Origin of the sequence: Microtetraspora malaysiensis (genome assembly GCF_001528665.1) — a bacterium.
Classification (GTDB): Bacteria; Actinomycetota; Actinomycetes; order Streptosporangiales; family Streptosporangiaceae; genus Microtetraspora_A; species Microtetraspora_A malaysiensis.
The window spans coordinates 176,272-195,212 of record NZ_BBYJ01000014.1; the positions used below are offsets into that span (position 1 = coordinate 176,272).

The following is an 18,941-nucleotide window of genomic DNA, read 5'->3' on the forward strand; positions in this document are numbered from 1 at the left end:
TCAGTAGACGATCCTCTCGCGCCTGGTGACCCGCATCGTCAGAGCGGCGAAGGTGAGGGTCAGGAAGAACAGCGCCACGCCGAGCGCCGAGGCGTAGCCGAACCGCGAGTAGCTGAAGGCGTTCTTGTAGATCTCCGTGGCCAGCACCGTGGTCGCGCCGTCGGGCCCGCCCTGTTCCATGGACAGCACGTTGACCAAGGCGAAGCCGTCGAAGGCCGCGATGCCGAGGTAGATCCAGCCGACCTGGACGGTGTCCCAGAGCAGCGGCAGGGTGATGGAGAAGAACATCCGCGTACGGCCCGCACCATCCAGGGAGGCCGCTTCGAAGACGTCCTTCGGGATGGCGGCCATTCCTGCGGAGAAGAGCACAACGTAGAAACCGACCGCCTGCCAGACCATGACGGCGATGATCGACCAGAGTGCGAGCCTCTGGTCGGTCAGCCACCCGACCGGTTCCATCCCCAGCTTGACGAGAACGCCGTTGATCACGCCGCTGGAGTCGGGGCGGTAGACGGCTTTGAACAGAACGCCGACCACCGCCACCGCGAGCACCTGAGGCAGGAAGAAGACGACGCGGTAGAAGCCGGAGCCCTTGACCCCGGTCATCGTGCCGCCGCGTGAGCCGCCGGCCACGTTCAGCAGATAGGCGAACAGCAGCGCGAGGGAGACGGTGGCCAGCGGCATGGCGACGAGCAGGACCAGATGGTTGCGGATCGCCTGCCAGAAGGTCTCGTTGCCGAACATCCGCCGGAAGTTGTCCAGCCCGACGAAGTCGAGCCCGGCCGAGACTCCGCGCCAGTCGGTCAGCGCGATCTGGAACGCCTGCACGTACGGGCTGATCACGAAGACGACGTAGAGGAGGACGGGGAGGAGCAGGAACCCTGCGACGAAGCCGTGCCGCCTCATCGGTCAGACGCTCCGGGTCTGCTTGGCAATGGAGGAATCGGCCTTGAGCTCGTCCGCCTTCTTCTGCATGTTCGCGCAGAACTGGTCGGGAGTGATGCGGCCTGCCATGACCGAGTTGGTCTGCGTCTGCCCGTAGTCGAACAGTTCCTTGTACCAGGTCTCGAAGCGGGCGTCGGTGATGGTGTTCTTCCCGGCGGCCTCCTGGGCCTTGGCGGCGCTGTTGACCGCCGAGGTGAGCTGCAGGCCGTCCACCAAGCCGTTGACGATGGTGAGGTTCTTGGTCATCTCGGTGTAGCCGCGCGCGCCCTCCCTCGAGAGCATCATGCGCAGGTACTCCAAGCCGCCCTGCGGGTTCTTGCCCTTGGCGGCGACGAAGAAGGCCTCGGAGACCCCGATCATGATCGCTTCGTACGGCAGGGCGTCCGCGGAGGTGATGCTGGGCACTGGTGCGATGGCGTACTCAAAGGTGTCCGGCTTGTCCTTCGCCATCTCGTTCTCCAGCCAGGAGCCGCACGGGTAGAAGAGGACCTTGTCCTGCAGGTGCTTGACCTGGGTCTGCGTGTGGTCGAGACCGAAGTAGGCCTTGTCTCCGTAGTCCTTCTGGATCTGCGCCCAGGCGGCGACGGCCTGCCGAACTGGCTCGGCGGTCCAGGCGCCGTCGGCCAGGTTGTCGATGTCGATGATGACCTTGTTGCCACCGATCTTGGCGGCGCTGTAGATGAGGTTCCACAACTGGTAGAACGGGCCGACCTGGCCGGGGTAAGCGAACAGGGCGATCCCCGCCTTCTTCGCCTCCTCGCCGAGGGCGTTGAACTCCGCCCAGGTCCTGGGGACCGACCAGCCCTTGGCCTCGAAGAGCTTGGCGTTGTACCAGAGGGCGCGATGGGCGACGGTGTACTGCAGGACCCGCGGCACGCCGTCGATCAACGAGTTCTCGTAGGCGCCGCCGACGAGAGTGTCCTTGACCTTCTTGCCGGGGAAGGCCAGGGAGGGGGCCTCGAAGAGCGGGGTGAGGTCGGCCAGGTGTCCCTCCTGGACCAGCGACTGCAGGTCGAGCGCCTCCGGCCCGGAGTTGTTGACCACGTCGGGCACGTCACCGGCGATGAAGCGCGGGCGCAGCTGGGTGCCGACCTTCTGCGTGGCAACGTGCTTGATCTCGGCCTGCGGGTAGGTCCTGCGGTAGGCGGCCTCATGCAGGTCCACGGCGTACTTGTCGCCGTTGCCGCCGCTGAAGATGACGACCTCCAGCCGCCGGGCGGCGTCCACCCCGAGTGGGTTGTTCGCGGAGGTCGCGGCGGCGGAGGCCGTGGGGCCGGGGGCGGCGTCGCGGGCGGCGGTGGCGCAGGCGGCGAGAGGGGTGGCGAGCGCGGCGAGACCGAGCCCGCGCAGGACGTCGCGGCGGGTGGGGGGCATGCTTCCTCCTGGGACGCTAACCGTCCGGATACCTTCCAGACGGTTAGCGGCCGACTATAGGTTGCGCTTCCGTTGCCCGTCAAGGACGCGGCGGGCCTGGAATCACCGGAGCTCAGAACCGCCGGCGCAGCCGGGCTTTCGCATCCTCACCTGCGCCGATGTGGTCCAGGGCGCTCAGTGCCGCGCCCGCGATGGGCGGCAGTTCGGCGACGACTCGCTCGGCCAGCGGCGCGCGGGCCGCGAACCGCTCGTCGAGCAGTGCGGTCAGCAGCGGATCACGGGCTCGCAGAACTCCCCCGCCCAGAACCACCTCGGTCGGCGTGCCGAGCAGGTCGAGACGGGCGAGGCAGACCTCGGCCATCGTGGCGATCTCGTCGGCCATTCGCGAGACCAGCCCGAGCGCGATCTCATCCCCTCCGGCGGCCACCTTGAACAGCCCCGGCGTCAGCTCCAGCAGCCGTTCCCGCTCCAGAGCGCCGAGGTGCACGTCGATCACCACCTGCTCGACCGTGCCCGCGCCGAAATGCGATTTGACCAGCTTGGCCAGCTCGGTCGGGGCGCCCCTGCCGTCCTCGGCGCGGATGGCGTACCAGAGCGTCTCGGCCGACAGGCCGAGACCGCCACCCCAGTCGCCGCTGATCGCCCCCAGGGACAGAAAGCGAGCGATCCGCCCCGTCGGCGAGACGCCGACCGCGTTGATCCCCGCGCCGCAGACCACCGCGACGCCCCACGGGCCGGATGCTCCCGACCGGAGGAGGGCGAAGGTGTCGTTCCGCACCACGACGTCGCGGGCCAGCGCGCGTCCCGAGATCTCGGCTTCGATCGCCTGTTCCTCCTCCGGCAGGTCCGCCCCGGCCAGAAAGGCGACCAAGTGGTCGGCCTGGCCGGTGAAACCGACCGCCTGCCGCACCACGCTCTCGATGACGTCGGCGGCGGGCCCGACTCCCTCGCTCTGCGGAACGAAGGGCCCGCCGCGGCCACGAGCGAGGATCTCCCCCAGCTCGTTCAGCAGCACCACGTCGGTCTTGCTGTTGCCTCCGTCGACGGCCAGCACGTTCACCACGACAGGAACCTTCCGTTCTTCCCCAGCAGAAGCGTGGTCAGCTCGGCGGCGATCGCCTCCTGCCCCACCAGCGGGTGCGCCAGAAGCGCGTTGCGCACCCGGTCCGCTCCGCCGTGCAACGCCGCCTGGAGAGCCAGCTCCTCATAGGCGGAGACGCCCGCGATCAGACCGGCGTAGAGCGGCTCGATCGGCTCGACCGGCAGCGGTACGGCTCCCGCCTTGGTGATCTTCGAGGGCACCTCGATGACCGCGTCGTCGGCGAGGAAGGGCAGCGTGCCGTCATTGCGGGTGTTGACCACCTGCACGTCGCCACGGTCACCGAGCAATGAGGCGATGAGCGCCACGGCCGCCTCGGAGTAGAACGCTCCGCCGCGCTTGGCCAGCTGCTCGGGTTTGGTGTCGAGGCTGGGATCGGCGTACAGCGTGAGCAGCTGCTCCTCCAGCGCCGCAACCTCGGTGGCCCGGGAGGGCAGAGTCTTCTGTTCTTCGACCACGAGATCGTGGGCGTAGAAGTAGCGCAGGTAGTAGGAGGGCACGACCTGGAGGCGCTTGATCAGCTCCAGCGGCAGGTGCAGGTCGTCGGCGATGGCCTGCCCGTGCTCGGCGATCAGCTTGGGCAGAACGTTCTCGCCGTCCACGTGGACCGCACGCTCCCAGGTCAGGTGGTTGAGCCCGACGTGACCCAGCTGGACCTGCTCGGGGGCCAGGCCGAGGTAGCCGGCGAACCGGCGCTGGAAACCGATCGCCACGTTGCACAGTCCGATCGCGCGGTGCCCGGCGTCCAGCAGTGCCCTGGTCACGATGCCGACGGGGTTGGTGAAGTCGACGATCCAAGCCTCGGGCGCGTACTCCCTGACCTTGGACGCCAGGTCGAGCACGACCGGTACTGTGCGCAGGGCCTTGGCCAGGCCTCCGGCGCCGGTGGTCTCCTGGCCGACGCAGCCGCACGCCAGCGGGAACGTCTCGTCGACGTCGCGTGCCGCCTGGCCGCCCACTCTGAGCTGAAAGAGCACCGCCTGCGCACCTTCGACGCCCTGCCGGACGTCGGCGGTGGCGACGACCTTGGCCTGATGTCCGGCCCGAGCCAGCATGCGGCGGGAAACCCCCGCCACCAGCTCCAGACGGGAGGCATCGGGATCGACGAGCGCGATCTCGGTCAGCGGGAGCTCGTCGCGCAGGCGGGCGAACCCGTCCATCAGCTCCGGTGTGTAGGTCGAACCGCCTCCGACAACGGCGAGTTTCACTCTGACATCCTTCCTGAAGTTAGGAAACTTTCCTAACATTTGCCTCAATTTAGGAAGGCGAGGAGTATTCAGTCAACCCGGGGCATCGATGATCGAACGGTCCGGCGGAGGCCCGCCCCACAGGCTTCGGCGGTCAGCGGCGCCGGCGGGATGACGCCGCCGACATCCTCCCGTCAGGACGTGGACCGGCTGAGACTCTCGATGCGCAGGCCGTCGAGGAGCGCCTGGAGCCCGGTCTCGAAGATGTTGTCGAGGTCGAAGTCGTAGCCTCCCGCACCGAGTCCCGTGATCGTCTTGGTGAACATGGGGTACCGGCCGGAGGTGACGAAGGCGCTCATCGTCCGTCCCTGGGTGTCGAGCCACTGGTCGCTGGACAGCCCGGTGGCCGACATCGCCTGCGCCTCCCGTTCGATGTGCACGGCGAGCCCCTGCACGTAGGCGTAGATCAGGACCTCGATCGTGAACATGGCATCGGACGCGAGCCCGAGGCCGTCCAGCGCGCGCAACAGCTGCTCGCCGTGCCGGAGCAGTCCGGGCAGCGGAAGGGGACGGTCGAGCGGAGTCAGGTTGGGCAGCCACGGATGCCGCCGGTAGATCTGCCACAGCGTGCGCGCGACCGTCTCAATCCGCTCCCGCCTGCTGAGCGTGCCGGCCGGGTAGCGCCACTCGCCGTAGGCGAGATCGGCCATGCCGAGGACCAGCTCGTCCCTGCCCCGCACGTGCCGGTGGACCGCCGCCGCCGCGACACCGAGCCGCGCGGCCACCGCCCGGACGGTCACCGCGCCCAGCCCTTCGGCATCGGCGATCGCGACCCCCTCGCGCACGATCCCCTCGCGCGTCAGCTCCACCGGCCCGGCGCGCCGTCGCGGCCGGCTCCGCGTGGCGGCCACCACCGTCGCCGACCTCGGCCTGGCCTCCACGAGGCCCTCTTCCTTCAGTACGGCGAGCGCCCGCGCCGCGGTGGCCAGTGCGACCTTGAAGTCACGGGCGACGGCGCGGGTCGAGGGCACCTTGTCGCCGGGGGCGAGTTCGCCTGAGTGAATGCGCCGCCGGAGCTCGGCCGCGATCCGCAGGTACGGGGGCTCCATCGATCTGTCCTAGTACAGATAAGGCGGGAGACGGGCGGACCTGTTCTAGCACAGTTGGGCGTCGCGCGGCGGACGGGGATACCAAGGACTCATGACTTCCATCCTGATCTCCGGTTCGAGCGTCGCCGGGCCCGCGCTCGCGTACTTCCTCAGCCGGCACGGCTTCACCGTCACCGTGGTCGAACGAGCCCCCGCGCCGCGCCCCGGCGGGCAGGCGATCGACGTACGCGGCGTCGCGCTCACGGTCGCCGAGCGCCTGGGAATCCTCGCCGACCTGCAGCGGTGCCGTACCCACATGAAGGGCATGTCCATGCTGGACGGCGACGGCAACGAGCTGTGGCGGTCCACGGAGGTGGCGCTGTCCAGCGGGCGGCTCGACAGCGAGGACGTGGAGGTGCTCCGCGACGACCTCTCCGGCCTCCTCTACGACAGGACGCGCCAGGACGTCGAGTACGTCTTCGGGGACTCCATCACCTCGCTCGTCCAGGACGAGCACGGCGTGCACGTCACCTTCGAACGCTCGGCTCCGCGCACCTTCGACCTGCTGGTCGGCGCGGACGGCCTGCACTCGAACGTGCGCAGGCTCGCCTTCGGCCCGGAGCGGGACTTCGTCCGTCACCTTGGGACCTACGTGTCGATCTTCTCCATGGAGAACTACCTGGGCCTGGAGGACTGGCAGACCTGGTTCAACGACGGCACGGTGGGCGGCGTCATCTATCCCGTGCGCGGCAACGCCGAACTCCGCGTCAACATCGGCTTCCAGAGCGAGGACCCGGTCGAGTACGACCACCGCGACATCCAGGCGCAGAAGCGGCTCGTGGCCGAGCGCCTCACGCACGCACGCTGGGAGGTGCCCCGGCTGGTCAAGGCGATGTGGAGCGCGCCGGACTTCTATTTCGACTCGATGGCCCAGGTCCACATGGACCGCTGGTCGGCCGGCCGGGTGACACTGCTCGGCGACGCCGGCTACTGCGCCTCGCCGCTGTCCGGGCAGGGCACCAGCCTGGCGCTGATCGGCGCGTACGTCCTGGCCGCCGGGCTTGCCAGGTCCGGGTACGAAACCGCGTTCGCCGCCTACGAGGCCCGGATGCGGCCGTTCGTCGAGCTCAACCAGGCGCTGATCGAGCAGAACCGCGAGCACATGGAGCAGAACCCGGAGGGCAAGAGCCCGCTGGACGACGTCAAGAACGCGATCGAGCTCCCGGAGCTGTGAGAAGCCGGGCGGGCGGGACCGGCGCCGTTCGAACTGATCCCCTTGGCCGGCGAGGCGTGCGTTAAAGGGCTTAAAGGGCGGCGCAAGGCAGCTGAAAGGCCCCCGGCCTATCACTGAGGAACACCGACCCCGAGGAGCCCCCCCATGAGCAGCCTCTTACCGTTCTCCCGCACGCCGCGGCGACTCGTCCGCGACAGCTCCGTGGCATGCCGCCGACGGACCGCCGTCGCCGTGACCGGCGCCCTCCTGTCGAGCCTGACCGGCGCCGTTTCCCTGGCACAGCCGGCGGCCGCCGCGGCCCCGGCGCTGAAAGGCGCCGGAACCTGCGCGAACATCGACATGATCTACCAGCCCGCGTCCGCGTTCCCCGACACCGTTCGGGGACGTTTCGACTTCAGGATGCAGGCGAACACAATCGAGTTGGCGGTTCTGTGCCTGGTCAACGCCGAACGGACCACCATGCAACCGCTGACGAGGCCCATCGGGCTGGGCAAAGGGACCCTCACGCTCGGTGCCGCCGCGGCCCGGCACGCCGCGGACGCCGTCGCCCTGCACTGGTGGGGGAAAGTCGAACCGGGTAAGAACTGTCGCCCTATGAAGGGCGACCCCACCACGTGCGATCCGCACATCAATCCGGAGACCGGCTCGACCCCGCTCAGCCGGGCCCAGGCTGTGGGCTACGGCCGCCGCTGCGCCTCGTTCTCCGTCGCCGAGAACACCTACGTGGGATGGGGGTCCGCTTCCGTCACGCCGCGCGCGGCCGTCACGTGGTGGATGAACAGCAAGCCGCACCACGACAACATCCTCAACCCGGCTTTCACCGTGATGTACGCCAGAACCGCCCTGGGGAGCGCGGATCCGGCCGCCGGGTCCATCACTCCCGCAGTGACGTACGTGCAGATGTTCGGCCGCTGCACCTGACGCCGTCGTCATTCCTGCCGAGTCGCCCGGGGGCGGAGCGTGCCGGCACGCTCCGCCTCCGGCCTCGATCAGGTCGAACCTGTGGAGTCCGTCGTCAGAAGCGGAGCCAGGTGGCTCCCGTCCGCTGCTGGGACACCCCCGGCTTGGAGTGGTCGTACACCCCGCGAGGGAAGATCGTCCGCAACCGGTCCCATTGCCCGCCGGTCCACGTCACCACGTAGTCCAGGACGACCCACCGAACGGTGACGGCTGCTCAATCGCATCGGGGGACAGAGTGGGCGTCCAGGCAGGCGGTCAGCGCCTTGCGAGGCGGACCAGGAAGACCGTGGCGGCGACGAGAAGCAACGCGACTACCAGGAACGGCCATGGACTCCACGCCTCTATGCATGACGTGTCCGTGTCCGTGGTCTCGCACACCCGCCCAGGCCCCCCGCGGTTCAACCAGGCCAGATAGAGCGCCGCCACGCTGAGACCAGCCGGAACCGCGGCAGCCGAGTGGTTCCGCAGAGCCTTGAGCAGGATTCCCGCCACAGCGAGCACACAACCCACGAGCAGTAGTACAAGTCCGATCGTGAGGATCGACGCGAACCCGAAGCCGAGGAGGACTCCCACGACCGCCCACCAGGCGAACGCCCAGAGTGCTGGACGAGACCTCGAGTTCGGTGACGAGATGTGCTCAGCCTTCATCGGAATCTCCCGACTTGTCGGCGGCAGCGAAGTTGAAGACCACCTTCCAACCCGTGGCATCCTCTCTTGCCAGGTGCACGAGGAATACCGGCGAGTCCGTCTTCGGATCATAGTTCTCGATGCAGTCGGTGACCGGCGCCGAGGTCGAGTTCTTGGAAGCCACCTCGGTACGGCACATCTTGCCGAGGATGGAGACGGTGGCACTATCTCCATCCTCGACCACTTCACCTAATGACACCTCACCTGTGACCTCCGGCAGGGTTCTGGGTCCCTGTCCGAGCGCGACGGCCTTCAGAATTTCCCGCTGGCTCGGGGCAACGAGCGGGATCGCGGCCTGGAAGTCACCGCGAGCGACGGCGCGCGTGTACTCCAATGCCACCCGTCCCGACCCAGAATCGACCGCACTCGGCAACGTGTGCCCAGAGGTCGTGCCCATCTGGTCGACGCAGGCTGTCACGCAAGAGATCAGCAGTACCCCGGTGAGCCAGGCAGTCAGTGTCCGCCGCGCAATGGCCTGGCTCACCAGGCAGTCCCCTTGCGGTCAACGTCAGAGCCGCCGGGGGCCGGGCCGAGTGGACCCAAGGGGATGTCAGAACCCGTAGGACGCACCGGTCTGATTACCATGATGGACGAGGTTCGTGCACGCGCCGCTCTTGGAGTCGCTCCAATTCCACGCTGAGCCTCCGTTCTTGTAACCCGTAACCGAGTCCGTGTGATAGAAGTCCGCCTGAGAACTGGTCGGGAACCCGCAGGCCGCCCAGCCCGATGCGCCGAGAATCGCGACGACCCATTTCGCGAACGACGTGTTCCTGAAATGGACGTTGGCAGTCTTCTTCCATCCATTGGACAGCGTGGAGAAACTGTCGGAGCCGGAGTAGATGTAGGTCTTGTCGAGACAAACGCCGCCGATGCAACCCTTAAAGGAGTCGCGTTTGTAGGCCCAATTAAGCCATGACGAGCTCGTCCATTTGAGCCCCACCTTCTGCGACGAGATAGTGATGTTGATCGGGTCGATCCAGGAGGTCTTCAGGTAGCGGCCATACGTGGCAGCGAGAGGTGCCACGCCCCCGGCTTCCTGTGATGCGGCCGCGTCTTCTGTGGACGACACGTCGCTGGGCGCGGCGTCGCTCATGGAGTTCAGATCGGCGGCCTGTGATGGCGTCAGGTCGGTGACAAGGATGTCGAACTCGCACGTCGCGGGGTTGTAGGCCACTTCTTCGGTGTATGTCGCCTGCATCGAACCGAGCGACGCCTCGTCTGAACCGGAGAGCGTGCAACCGCCGTCTTCCTCGCGCTTCCCCGCGACGCGAGACGTCTTGCCACTTGCGCCCACACTGCGAAGCATGGACTTGTACTCGATCCAGCCATCCGGCCGTACTGTGATCCCCACGGCCGACAACGCGTCGGCCACGCCTTGCCCGCTGTCGTCGACCACCGGAGGGTCCTGAGGCGTCGCATAGGACGTTCCCTGGGTCGCCGCCAAACAACCAACGGTGATGGCGGCAATGAACGCGGCAGCCTTTGGCGTCCGTCTCGCACCTGATGAAACGCGCACCGATTTCCTCACAGCGATATCTCCTGGGGGGTGAGAGATGGGTTGAGGACTCGCAGCCAGCGACGCTCTAACGTCACGGGCAACCCTCATTACTCGGTGACCAGAGCCGGCCATCCGTTGATGCATGATCCCCGTCTGTTTCCGTTGCCTGATCATTCTCGGCCAACAAGCAACTGTCAAGAATTATGGATGAGAGGATTCAAATAGCCGCTTGCACCCAACGGCGATGTCTTCAGACGGCAGTTTGGGGAGGCCGCGTCAAGTGTCCATCCATGGCGGCCCCGACCCGACGGCCTTAAGTTAGGGGCCTCGACCGCCCGAATGTCCGTTTTTCGGATCTTGATTACAGCTTGATCACGATCGTGATTCGAGCTGCGGAAATGACAAAACCCCTGGCAGCTGGATTGTTGTCGAGACAGTCCACGTATACAGGAGCCTTGCCTTGATCAGTCATGGGCCTTGATCAGTCATGGGTGAGGCGCATGGGACTTGCTCTGGTGTGAGGCCGATCTTCGACTGCACTGTCGATCATGTTGTCAAGCTGCTTCGCCGGTGTTGCCGGAGAAGGAGGCCAGGGGGTGGTGGCCGTACCCCTTAAAGTTGGCCGCCGCCCCCTCGTGGCGCCGGGGTGCCGGCCGCGTCCCGCCGGGCGCTTCGGGGTCATCCGGTGGCGGCGTGGAAGATCAGGACGCCGAGGGCGACGCCGCCCGCGATCGCGATCACGTGCAGCACGATCGACAGGGCGCGGATCGCGGTGTGGTTCATGCGTCGGGTCCGTTCAGCAGGAGGTTCTTCGCCCAGGCGTACTCGGCGTCGTCGATCCGGCCGGCCTGGTGGAGCGCGGCCAGCCGCTCCAGCTCGCCGACCAGGCCGCCTTCGGTCGGCGGCGTACGGGGGGCTCCTCCCGCCGGAGCCGGGATTCTCGCCGGGGCGGGCACGCGCGCGGGGGCCGCGACGGCCCTCCGGGGGATCGGGAGCGGTCCCCCGGCGGGCCCGGACGGCGCCGGCCCCAAAAACACGCCGAGGAAGACGTCCCCGTTGCGCAGGAACAGCAGCGGGACCCCGCCCATCAGGATGAAGAGCACCGCGCAGACCATGAAGCCCCCGTCGACGCCGTCCCCGGCATGCAGGGCCGAGTCGAGGAAGGCGTATCCGAGGCTGAGGAACAGCGCGGGCCAGGCCAGCGGGGTCAGCCGGGGCCCCACCGGGAGCGAGCTCGCGATGTAGAGGCCCAGCCCGGCTATCCCGCCGAAGATCGAGCCGGGGATGATCCAGCCGATGCCCTCGGGACAGGGCGTCGCGATCTCGTACGCCCCGCCGGAGGCGCAGGCGCCGCCGATCGACATGACGGTGGAGGAGCCCAGGTAGAGCAGGGTCAGACAGCAGCTGACGGCGCCCAAGCCGACGAGCGTCCCAAGGGAGCGCCGGACGAACCGCAGGGGGTAGCCGCGTCGCGGTGCCCGCACCGGTGGCAGGTCTGTGACGTGCCCGAGGCGGGAACCTTCACCACCAGCCCGCCGCGATCACGGATCTTGTACTCCAGCAGAGCGAGGGTGCGACCCCACGCCTCTCCGGTGATGGCGCGGTTCAGCCCTGCCTTCTGCCTCACGTTCCGGCCGGGGGCTTCGATTGTGCCCTTGGCAGAGCGGACCATGTTCGCGATCTTCAGATCCTCCACCACGACCACGCTGAAGGTGTCGGCGAGTTCGGTGGTGGTCTGGTGCTGCCAGTTGACGGCTCGGCGCTTGGCTGTCGCGCGGAGCCGGGCTATCTGGCCATAGGTGCGGGTCAGCCGATGAGAGGCGTGCTGTCCGGGGGTACGGGCAGCGCGCTGGCGGGCGGATTTCTTCTCCAGGCGGCGCAGGTGTTCACGCTCACCGCCGGTGAGCCAGGGGCCGTGCTCACGCGTGGTCTGGTCCGACAATGCCAAGGCGACGGTGACCCCCCGGTCGATCCCCACGGCTGGACCGGGATGGGTGTCGGTGACCGGAGCGGCCTCGTTCTCGGTTCGGAACATGATCTGCCAGCCGAAGGCGTCCTTGACCAGCCGGGCTCCCGTGATCCGCCCGGTCGGGCCGCCCTTGGTGACGCCGGGCAGGTCCTTGGTCCACCGAAACCGCACCCGCCCGACCTTGGGCAGGTTGACCGCACCCCACCGCCGATTGATTCGCTTGATCTGCAGGTCGCGGGCCTGAGGCACATCGACGGCCAATCGGGAACCGAACCGGGCCTTGAACGTCGGGCGTTTGGCGGGGTGATCAGGGTTGAAGAAGTTCGCCCACGCCTGCCGGTAGGTCTTCAGCACGGCCTGCGCCGCCTGGGCGGGCAGTTGCCCCATCCAGTCGATCTCATGACGCGCTACCCGGATCGCGGTGTCGCACTCCTTCAACGTCGCGAACCGGCCCTGCCGGAAGGTGACGTACTCGTGCAGCAGGTTCCACAGGGCGCGAGCGGTGTGCGCCTGGCCGTCCAGCACCGCCACCTGGGCCGTGCTCAACTCCAGGCGGGCCACATGCGCCCGCGTCTGCTTCGCCTTCTCCACACCCTGATCGTATCGTTTGGTTTATGTCACCGAGATGGGAACCGAACCCTGATGTGCGCACGGGACGGCACGTCGTCGACCACCTGCATGCCCATTTGGTGTTCGTCACTAAGTATCGGCGGGGGGCCTTCACCGACCCGATGCTGGTCCGATGCGAGCAGATCATGCGTGAGGTCTGTGCCGATTTCGAGGTCGAGCTTCGTGAGTTCAACGGCGAGGATGATCACGTCCACCTGCTGGTCCATTACCCGCCCAAGGTCGCCTTGTCCAAGCTGGTCAACTCGCTGAAGGGGGTCTCGGCACGGATGCTCCGCAAGGAGTTCGGCACCCACGTCCACAAGTACCTGTGGGGCGGGCGTTTCTGGTCCGGCTCCTACTTCGCCGGGTCGGTTGGCGGGGCCCCGCTGACCGTGCTGAAGCAGTACATCGAGCAGCAGAAACGGCCGGTCTGATCGGGGTGGACGCCGGTTCGCCTGACGACGAATCGGCTGTTCTTGCCCCGCTACGCGCGAGAGTCCGCTTCGCCCCGGCCTGAAGGCCGAAGCACTACGAACGAATCCGGTAGAAGTGGCGCGCCCCCTCAGACCAGAGGAAGGAACGATCCCACGATCCCTCCGGTGGTGGTCCGGGTTGAGGCGGCCGGGCGCACGGTCCTGGAGTCCGTGCGCCACAGCCACCGTTTCCCAGCGCGTGCCGCTCCGCAGGTTGTCCCACTCTTCGGTTGGCGAGCTTGCGCTGCTCGGTGCGGAGGAAGAGAGCGGCGAGGAGGACGCCGAGGAGGACGAGGGCGGCGTTGACGGCTATGGCCACGGTGACGCCGTGCAGGATCGCACCCGCGGTCGCACCGCCGGCGGTGGCGGCGGTGACCATGAAGCCGACGATGACGAGCATGTTGCCGACGCCGCCGAAGAAGGTGGCGGGCAGCAGCAGCCCCATCGACGCGGTCGTGCTCGTGCCGAGGAAGAGCAGGGCGGCGGTGACGGCGCCCAGGCCCAGGACGCCGAAGGAGATCCCGGCCGCCAGCGGGAGAAGCCGAGCGTCTCGCGCTCCTCAACTCGGGGGAACGGCTTGACAGCGAAGCCGCCGACCGCGCGGCCGCGGCGCGCGCCGGGGTGTTCGCGTCCGCGTCATGACCACCACTCACCGGAGTTCGCAGCGGAGCCTTTACAACGTAGATCACAGGGATCCGCGCGGCCGGCCGGGTTCAGACAGCCGGAACAAGCCCTCGCCTCGGGGGCAGCGGGCCATCGGCGGACGAGGGTGTGCGGCCGACTGGGCAAAGTGCCCACCCTCCCACTGGGCATATGGTGCGACATGCGCAGAATGCTCAAGCGCCGGCCACGTCCTTGAGCGCGGCCAAGGTCGTTGCTTGAATTTTGCGCATCCGAAATGTCAGTGAAGGGTGTGCACATAATGACCAGCCCGGTGACCGGCCCGCGGACGACCACTGAGTTCGCGGTGCTACGCGAGGTGGAGAACCGTGTGCTCTGGCTTTCCTCGGCCGTCATCCACCACGCGAACCGGGTGCGGGAGAACCCCTCGGGTTTGAAGGTCGGCGGCCACCAGGCGTCCTCGGCGTCGATGGTGTCGATCATGACGACCCTGTGGTTCCGCCATCTGCGGCCGGAGGACCGGGTGTCAGTGAAGCCGCACGCGTCTCCGGTGCTCCACTCGATCAACTACCTGCTCGGCCGGCTGGACGCGTCGTACCTGCCCCGGTTGCGGGAGTTCGGCGGGCTGCAGAGCTATCCGAGCCGGATCAAGGACCCCGACCCGGTGGACTACTCGACCGGCTCGGTCGGGATCGGGGCGACCGCGCCGATCTGGGGCGCCCTGTCGCGTCGCTACGTCGACACCGTGCTGGGCGGCGCCGGCACCGGCCGCCAGTACTCGCTGGTCGGCGACGCCGAACTCGACGAGGGCGCGGTCTGGGAGGCCGTGCTCGATCCCACGGTCGGCGAACTCGGGGAGGTGGTGTGGGTCGTCGACCTGAACCGGCAGTCGCTGGACCGGGTGGTGCCCAACATCGCGGCCGACAAGCTGCAGGGCATGTTCGCGGCGGCGGGCTGGCAGGTGATCACCGTCAAGTACGGGCAGCTGCTGGAAGAGCTGTTCGCCCGGCCGGGCGGGGCGGAGCTGCGCAGGCGGATCGACGAGATGCCCAACCCCGAATATCAGCGGCTGCTGCGGTGCGGCGCGCAGGAGCTCCGGCGGCGGCTCGCCGGGGTGGGCCGGGGCGCGGCGGAGATCCAGGCGCTGGTCGACCAGGTCGACGACGACACGTTGGTGGACGCGATCGCGAACTTGGGCGGCCACGACCTGGAGGCCCTGGACCGGGCGTTCTCCTCCATCGACGACACGCGTCCCACGGTGATCTTCGCCTACACCGTCAAGGGGTACGGCCTGGCGACCAGGGGACATCCGCAGAACCACTCGGCGCTGCTGACCCAGCAGCAGATGCAGGAGCTGGCCGACCGGGTGGGCGGCGACCTGGACGACCCGTGGCGAGCCTTCTCGCCGGACAGCGCGGCGCACGCCCTCTGCGCGCGGACGGCGGAGCGGCTGCGGAGGCCGGAGACACCGTCGATCCAGCCGCCCGACCTGCCCGCCGACATCGGGCGCACGCCGTCGGGCACCGCGACCACCCAGGCCGCCCTGGGGCGTACGCTGCTCGACCTGACGCGGGCGGCGCCGGAGGCGGCCAAGCGGGTGGTCACCGTGAGCCCGGACGTCAGCTCGTCCACCAACCTCGGAGGCTGGGTGAACAAAGTCGGCGTCTGGTCGGCCAACGAGCGCCTCAACTGGTTCGCCGACGACGCCGAGACCATCCTGCACTGGCACGAGAAACCGACCGGCCAGCACATCGAACTGGGGATCGCGGAGACCAACCTCGTCAGCCTGATCGGGGAACTGGGCACGACCTGGAGCCGGTGGGGCCAGCCGCTGCTGCCGATCGGCGTGCTCTACGACCCGTTCGTGGAACGCGCGCTGGAGCCGTGGTCCTACGGCATCTACGCCGGCGGGCAGTCGATCCTGGTCGGCACGCCGTCCGGCGTCTCGCTGGCGTCGGAAGGCGGCGCGCACCAGTCGATCAAGACACCGTCGATCGGCCTGGAGCAACCGGGCTGCGTCTACTACGAACCGGCGTTCGCCATCGACACCGAGTGGACGCTGCTCGCCGGCCTGGCCCGGCTGGGCAGACCGGACGGCACCTCGGCCTATCTGCGGCTGTCCACGCGTCCCGTCGATCAGACCCTGGCGGCCGTACCCACCGACCCCGCGGCGCGGGAACGGCGGAGGCGGCAGGTGGTCGCGGGAGCATATCCGCTGCGGCGCGCGGCGAACCCCAAGGTCACGCTCGCCGCGATGGGCGCGGTGGTGCCGGAGGCGCTGGCCGCGGCGGACCGGCTGGACCTGCTCGGCATTCCGGCGGACGTGGTCTGCGTGACGAGCCCCGACCTGCTGTACCGGGCGGTGCGGGCCCGGCAAGGCCATGAGCAAGCCGAGTCGTGGGTGCTGGACCAGACGTTCCCCGCCGATCGAGCCGCTCCCCTCGTCACGGTGCTCGACGGGCATCCCCACACCCTGTCCTTCCTCGCGACCGTCAACCGGGTGCCGACCACGGCGCTGGGCGTCACCCGCTTCGGCCAGTCGGGGTCGCTCGACGACGTCTACCGGTACCACGGCCTGAACGCCGACAGCATCGTCGCCGCCGCGCTGGACCTGGCCGGCTGACGAACGCCCAGGCCCGCACCACGCACCGGGGCTCCGGACTTTCTTCCACGGAGCCCCCGTGCATGGCGACCAACAGTCCCGACGCTTACCCGACGAATACCCACGCTCACCAATGACCGCCGACGACGCCGGCCGCCGTCGCGCAAACCCCGCGGCCGGCGGGCCTCCTGCCAATTTGCTGACAGCTCATGAGGCCAACCGTCACCGGCGACCCTCCCTACCTGGCTCGACGTAGCTTCGGGAGTTCCGGGGCCGACACGAAACCTCCACCACGACAGCCAAACGCAATACTTCGATTACTCTCAGTAACATCACCGTGGATTCGATCAACACGAATTGCCCTGACAGATCGGGAGCTCCATGGTGATAGCACAACGACCCAGGTCCGCACTCGCCACACTGGCCTGTGCCCTGACGGCACTGCTGGCCGCATCGGCGACGTCGGCGGCAGCCGACACCGGTGCACACACCGTCACCACGACGCGGCAGGCCACCACACACGCCGCCCCCGCGCCCTGCGTCCGGCAGGGGCAGGCGAACTACCCCGTCGACTACTACTGGAAGAACGCGCTCGGCATGAGGCTGGGCAGCGGGTCGGTCTCGGTCGTCACCTCCCCCTCCCTGTGGGGCGGGCAGATCGCACCGGGCAGCACCTTCACCCTCACGCTGACGCACCGCACGGCCCAGTGGCCGCTGCTGGTGCGCACCTACACCACCACCTGGGACCTGTCCTCCCTGTTGGCCAACGCCGACATCGTCAGCCAGTCGGGGACCGGCACCATCAACGGCACCTCCTTGTCGATCACCTCGCCGGGCTCCAAGACCGACCCGCCCGCCAAGGTCATCACCTTCCAGGTCCGCCAGGGAACCGTCGGAAACAGCATGACCATCCGGCCGACCGGGATCAGCAGCGTCATCGCCGCGCCGGGCCAACTCGGCAACAACACGCCCGCCCCGCCGATCCAGATCGTCAGCGGCCAGTCGATCTCGCCCACCCGGGCCGCCGACGACACCGCCACCACCCAGGGCAACCCCGTCAGCATTCCCGTCCTGGCCAACGACACCGGCACCGCACCGGTGATCAGCAGCGTCACCGCTCCCGGCCACGGCACCGCGACGATCTCCGGCGGCAACGTGGTCTACACGCCCGGCCCCGGCTTCGTCGGCGCCGACACCTTCACCTACACCATCACCACCGACTGCGGAACCAGCACCGCCACGGTCACCGTCGCCGTCCCGTGCACCGACACGCCCGTCACCTTGGCGAACGGCAGCTTCGAGTCACCCCCTGTGACCGGGTTCCAGATGCTCCCCGACGCCACGACCAACCCGGGCATCGGCTGGCAGACCACCGCCACCGACCACCTGGTGGAGTTCTGGCGTACCGGCTTCCAAGGGGTCCCAGCAGCCGATGGGCAGCAGTTCGCCGAACTCAACGCCAACCAGTTCTCCACGCTGTATCAGGACCTGCCCACCGTTCCCGGAACCGTCATGACCTGGTCGCTGTATCACCGGGGCGTCGCGGGCACCGACACGATGCACGTGCTCATCGGCGCCCCCGGCGCGACCGTCGCCCAGACCCCCGCCGGAGCGTCCTCACCCGACATCACCGACGGCAACACCGCGTGGCGTCGCTACACCGGGACGTACGTCGTCCCGCCGGGACAGACCGTCACCCGGTTCTCCTTCGAGTCGGTATCGACCGCGGGCGGTAACCCGGCGACCGGCAACCTCCTGGACGGCGTCGTCTTCGAGACCCCGCGCTGCCCGGTAAGTTGACGCCCTCCTAACGGATCGGCGATTTCGTCGTGGGGCCGCCGGCCGGCCGGCGGCCCCACTCACTCCTCGCTCGGACGACGGGTCGCCGGCTCGTCGGAGGCCACCTCCAATCGCTCCAGTCGTTTTCGCACCTCGGCGACCTGCTCACGGACCAGGGAGACGGCGGTCTCCCCCGACGTGACAGGGGCGGGCAGGTTGACCAGCGTATGGGGGCGGCGACCGATCCCGGCGAACACCGGCAGCGACAGCACCGCCCACGCCAGCACGGCCACCCCGGCTGCCAGGGCCTGGCCGGCCGGGGGGCTTCCGGCGTAGACCATCGCCACGGTGCCCGCGCCGTACAACGTCCAGGCCAGGCGCACGCCCCAAGACCGGAACAGGCCGAGCAGCCACAACACCACCGCGACTGCCACCCAGGCCTTCCACAGCGCCTCAGCGGTGATGGGCAACCCTGCGGCGTGTTCATTGAGGTAGGTGCGGACCGGCTTGGTGATGACGTCCATGAACTGCGAGGAGGTCGCCGCGTCCACTCCTTCGGCGGCGGCTCCCGTGGCGGCTCCCACGAGGGCTTTGCCGATCGCGATCACAACCCACAGCACAGTGGTCACGAGGGCGAGGAAGGCCAGGACCACCGAGACGACCACGGCGATGAGCACGATCCGGCCGCGCTCGCTGTCCGCTCCATACCGGCGATCGACCTGGTCCAGGAGTCTGTCGTACAGACCGAGCAGCCTGATCAGCAGGGGTTGGTCGGTGTCAGCTTGGCGGGGGCCGGGCGATGGGGTCATAGGCAGT

General features: G+C 68.3%; 18 protein-coding genes. 5 read left to right on the plus strand and 13 right to left on the minus strand.

Annotated elements, in window-relative coordinates; translation table 11 throughout:
- The 5 genes from AWQ71_RS19305 to AWQ71_RS19325 form a co-directional block, all read right to left on the minus strand.
- The gene (locus AWQ71_RS19305) at positions 1-906 is read right to left on the minus strand and encodes a carbohydrate ABC transporter permease (protein WP_067135104.1); all 906 of its coding nucleotides are present in this window, start codon (positions 904-906) and stop codon (positions 1-3) included.
- A 3-nt stretch (positions 907-909) separates the two neighbouring features.
- Entirely contained in the window at positions 910-2,319 is a 1,410-nt protein-coding gene (gene ngcE / locus AWQ71_RS19310; RefSeq protein WP_067135106.1) for an N-acetylglucosamine/diacetylchitobiose ABC transporter substrate-binding protein, read from the minus strand.
- A 112-nt stretch (positions 2,320-2,431) separates the two neighbouring features.
- The gene (locus AWQ71_RS19315) at positions 2,432-3,382 is read right to left on the minus strand and encodes an N-acetylglucosamine kinase (protein WP_157570438.1); all 951 of its coding nucleotides are present in this window, start codon (positions 3,380-3,382) and stop codon (positions 2,432-2,434) included.
- Positions 3,376-4,626, minus strand: a complete 1,251-nt coding sequence (locus tag AWQ71_RS19320; protein WP_067135108.1) for a 6-phospho-beta-glucosidase — start codon at positions 4,624-4,626, stop codon at positions 3,376-3,378. Before AWQ71_RS19320 ends, AWQ71_RS19315 begins: the two co-directional genes overlap by 7 nt.
- 173 nt (positions 4,627-4,799) lie before the next feature.
- Complete coding sequence (locus tag AWQ71_RS19325; RefSeq protein ID WP_067135110.1) at positions 4,800-5,714, minus strand: TetR/AcrR family transcriptional regulator C-terminal domain-containing protein; 915 nt, start codon at positions 5,712-5,714, stop codon at positions 4,800-4,802.
- Positions 5,715-5,805: 91 nt separating this feature from the next.
- Between AWQ71_RS19325 and AWQ71_RS19330 the strand changes: the two genes are divergently transcribed.
- Complete coding sequence (locus AWQ71_RS19330; RefSeq protein ID WP_067135112.1) at positions 5,806-6,927, plus strand: FAD-dependent monooxygenase; 1,122 nt, start codon at positions 5,806-5,808, stop codon at positions 6,925-6,927.
- A gap of 144 nt (positions 6,928-7,071) precedes the next feature.
- Entirely contained in the window at positions 7,072-7,848 is a 777-nt protein-coding gene (locus tag AWQ71_RS19335) for a CAP domain-containing protein (RefSeq protein ID WP_067135114.1), read from the plus strand.
- Positions 7,849-7,942: 94 nt separating this feature from the next.
- Here AWQ71_RS19335 and AWQ71_RS43900 read toward each other — a convergent pair whose 3' ends face one another.
- The 6 genes from AWQ71_RS43900 to AWQ71_RS19360 form a co-directional block, all read right to left on the minus strand.
- Entirely contained in the window at positions 7,943-8,065 is a 123-nt protein-coding gene (locus AWQ71_RS43900; RefSeq protein WP_245658364.1) for a DUF6351 family protein, read from the minus strand.
- A 77-nt stretch (positions 8,066-8,142) separates the two neighbouring features.
- The gene (locus AWQ71_RS19340; RefSeq protein WP_067135116.1) at positions 8,143-8,535 is read right to left on the minus strand and encodes a hypothetical protein; all 393 of its coding nucleotides are present in this window, start codon (positions 8,533-8,535) and stop codon (positions 8,143-8,145) included.
- On the minus strand, positions 8,525-9,058 hold the full coding sequence (locus AWQ71_RS19345; protein ID WP_067135118.1) for a hypothetical protein: 534 nt from the start codon (positions 9,056-9,058) through the stop codon (positions 8,525-8,527). The genes AWQ71_RS19340 and AWQ71_RS19345 overlap by 11 nt, the downstream gene beginning before the upstream one ends.
- 66 nt (positions 9,059-9,124) lie before the next feature.
- Complete coding sequence (locus AWQ71_RS19350; protein WP_157570439.1) at positions 9,125-10,102, minus strand: hypothetical protein; 978 nt, start codon at positions 10,100-10,102, stop codon at positions 9,125-9,127.
- A 749-nt stretch (positions 10,103-10,851) separates the two neighbouring features.
- Entirely contained in the window at positions 10,852-11,490 is a 639-nt protein-coding gene (locus tag AWQ71_RS19355) for a hypothetical protein (protein ID WP_067135122.1), read from the minus strand.
- A complete protein-coding gene (locus AWQ71_RS19360; protein ID WP_067135124.1) occupies positions 11,466-12,632 on the minus strand; it encodes an RNA-guided endonuclease InsQ/TnpB family protein in 1,167 nt (388 codons plus the stop codon). Before AWQ71_RS19360 ends, AWQ71_RS19355 begins: the two co-directional genes overlap by 25 nt.
- A 23-nt stretch (positions 12,633-12,655) precedes the next feature.
- On the opposite strand from AWQ71_RS19360, the gene tnpA reads away from it, so the two are divergent.
- Positions 12,656-13,084 carry an IS200/IS605 family transposase gene (tnpA, locus tag AWQ71_RS19365; protein WP_067135126.1) on the plus strand — a complete coding sequence of 143 codons (429 nt, stop codon included), beginning with the start codon at positions 12,656-12,658 and terminating at the stop codon, positions 13,082-13,084.
- A 94-nt stretch (positions 13,085-13,178) separates the two neighbouring features.
- Here the strand turns inward: tnpA and AWQ71_RS43310 are convergent, their stop codons facing one another.
- Positions 13,179-13,568: a hypothetical protein gene (locus AWQ71_RS43310; protein WP_067135128.1), complete on the minus strand. Its 390-nt coding sequence runs from the start codon at positions 13,566-13,568 to the stop codon at positions 13,179-13,181.
- A 477-nt stretch (positions 13,569-14,045) separates the two neighbouring features.
- On the opposite strand from AWQ71_RS43310, the gene AWQ71_RS19375 reads away from it, so the two are divergent.
- Both AWQ71_RS19375 and AWQ71_RS19380 read left to right on the plus strand, forming a co-directional pair.
- Positions 14,046-16,367: a thiamine pyrophosphate-binding protein gene (locus AWQ71_RS19375; RefSeq protein WP_067135130.1), complete on the plus strand. Its 2,322-nt coding sequence runs from the start codon at positions 14,046-14,048 to the stop codon at positions 16,365-16,367.
- A gap of 360 nt (positions 16,368-16,727) precedes the next feature.
- Positions 16,728-18,146 carry an Ig-like domain-containing protein gene (locus AWQ71_RS19380; RefSeq protein ID WP_067135132.1) on the plus strand — a complete coding sequence of 473 codons (1,419 nt, stop codon included), beginning with the start codon at positions 16,728-16,730 and terminating at the stop codon, positions 18,144-18,146.
- Between the two features lie 59 nt (positions 18,147-18,205).
- Here the strand turns inward: AWQ71_RS19380 and AWQ71_RS19385 are convergent, their stop codons facing one another.
- Positions 18,206-18,934: a hypothetical protein gene (locus tag AWQ71_RS19385; RefSeq protein ID WP_067135134.1), complete on the minus strand. Its 729-nt coding sequence runs from the start codon at positions 18,932-18,934 to the stop codon at positions 18,206-18,208.
- Positions 18,935-18,941: the final 7 nt, after the last annotated feature.

Bases quoted from the DNA above. Each gene is read 5' to 3' on its own strand.
- AWQ71_RS19305 (WP_067135104.1), bottom strand. From the start codon at position 906: ATGAGGCGGCACGGCTTCGTCGCAGGGTTCCTGCTCCTCCCCGTCCTC.
- ngcE (WP_067135106.1), bottom strand. From the start codon at position 2,319: ATGCCCCCCACCCGCCGCGACGTCCTGCGCGGGCTCGGTCTCGCCGCG.
- AWQ71_RS19325 (WP_067135110.1), bottom strand. From the start codon at position 5,714: ATGGAGCCCCCGTACCTGCGGATCGCGGCCGAGCTCCGGCGGCGCATT.
- AWQ71_RS19330 (WP_067135112.1), top strand. From the start codon at position 5,806: ATGACTTCCATCCTGATCTCCGGTTCGAGCGTCGCCGGGCCCGCGCTC.
- AWQ71_RS19335 (WP_067135114.1), top strand. From the start codon at position 7,072: ATGAGCAGCCTCTTACCGTTCTCCCGCACGCCGCGGCGACTCGTCCGC.
- AWQ71_RS19340 (WP_067135116.1), bottom strand. From the start codon at position 8,535: ATGAAGGCTGAGCACATCTCGTCACCGAACTCGAGGTCTCGTCCAGCA.
- tnpA (WP_067135126.1), top strand. From the start codon at position 12,656: ATGTCACCGAGATGGGAACCGAACCCTGATGTGCGCACGGGACGGCAC.
- AWQ71_RS43310 (WP_067135128.1), bottom strand. From the start codon at position 13,568: ATGGGGCTGCTGCTGCCCGCCACCTTCTTCGGCGGCGTCGGCAACATG.
- AWQ71_RS19375 (WP_067135130.1), top strand. From the start codon at position 14,046: ATGACCAGCCCGGTGACCGGCCCGCGGACGACCACTGAGTTCGCGGTG.
- AWQ71_RS19380 (WP_067135132.1), top strand. From the start codon at position 16,728: ATGGTGATAGCACAACGACCCAGGTCCGCACTCGCCACACTGGCCTGT.
- AWQ71_RS19385 (WP_067135134.1), bottom strand. From the start codon at position 18,934: ATGACCCCATCGCCCGGCCCCCGCCAAGCTGACACCGACCAACCCCTG.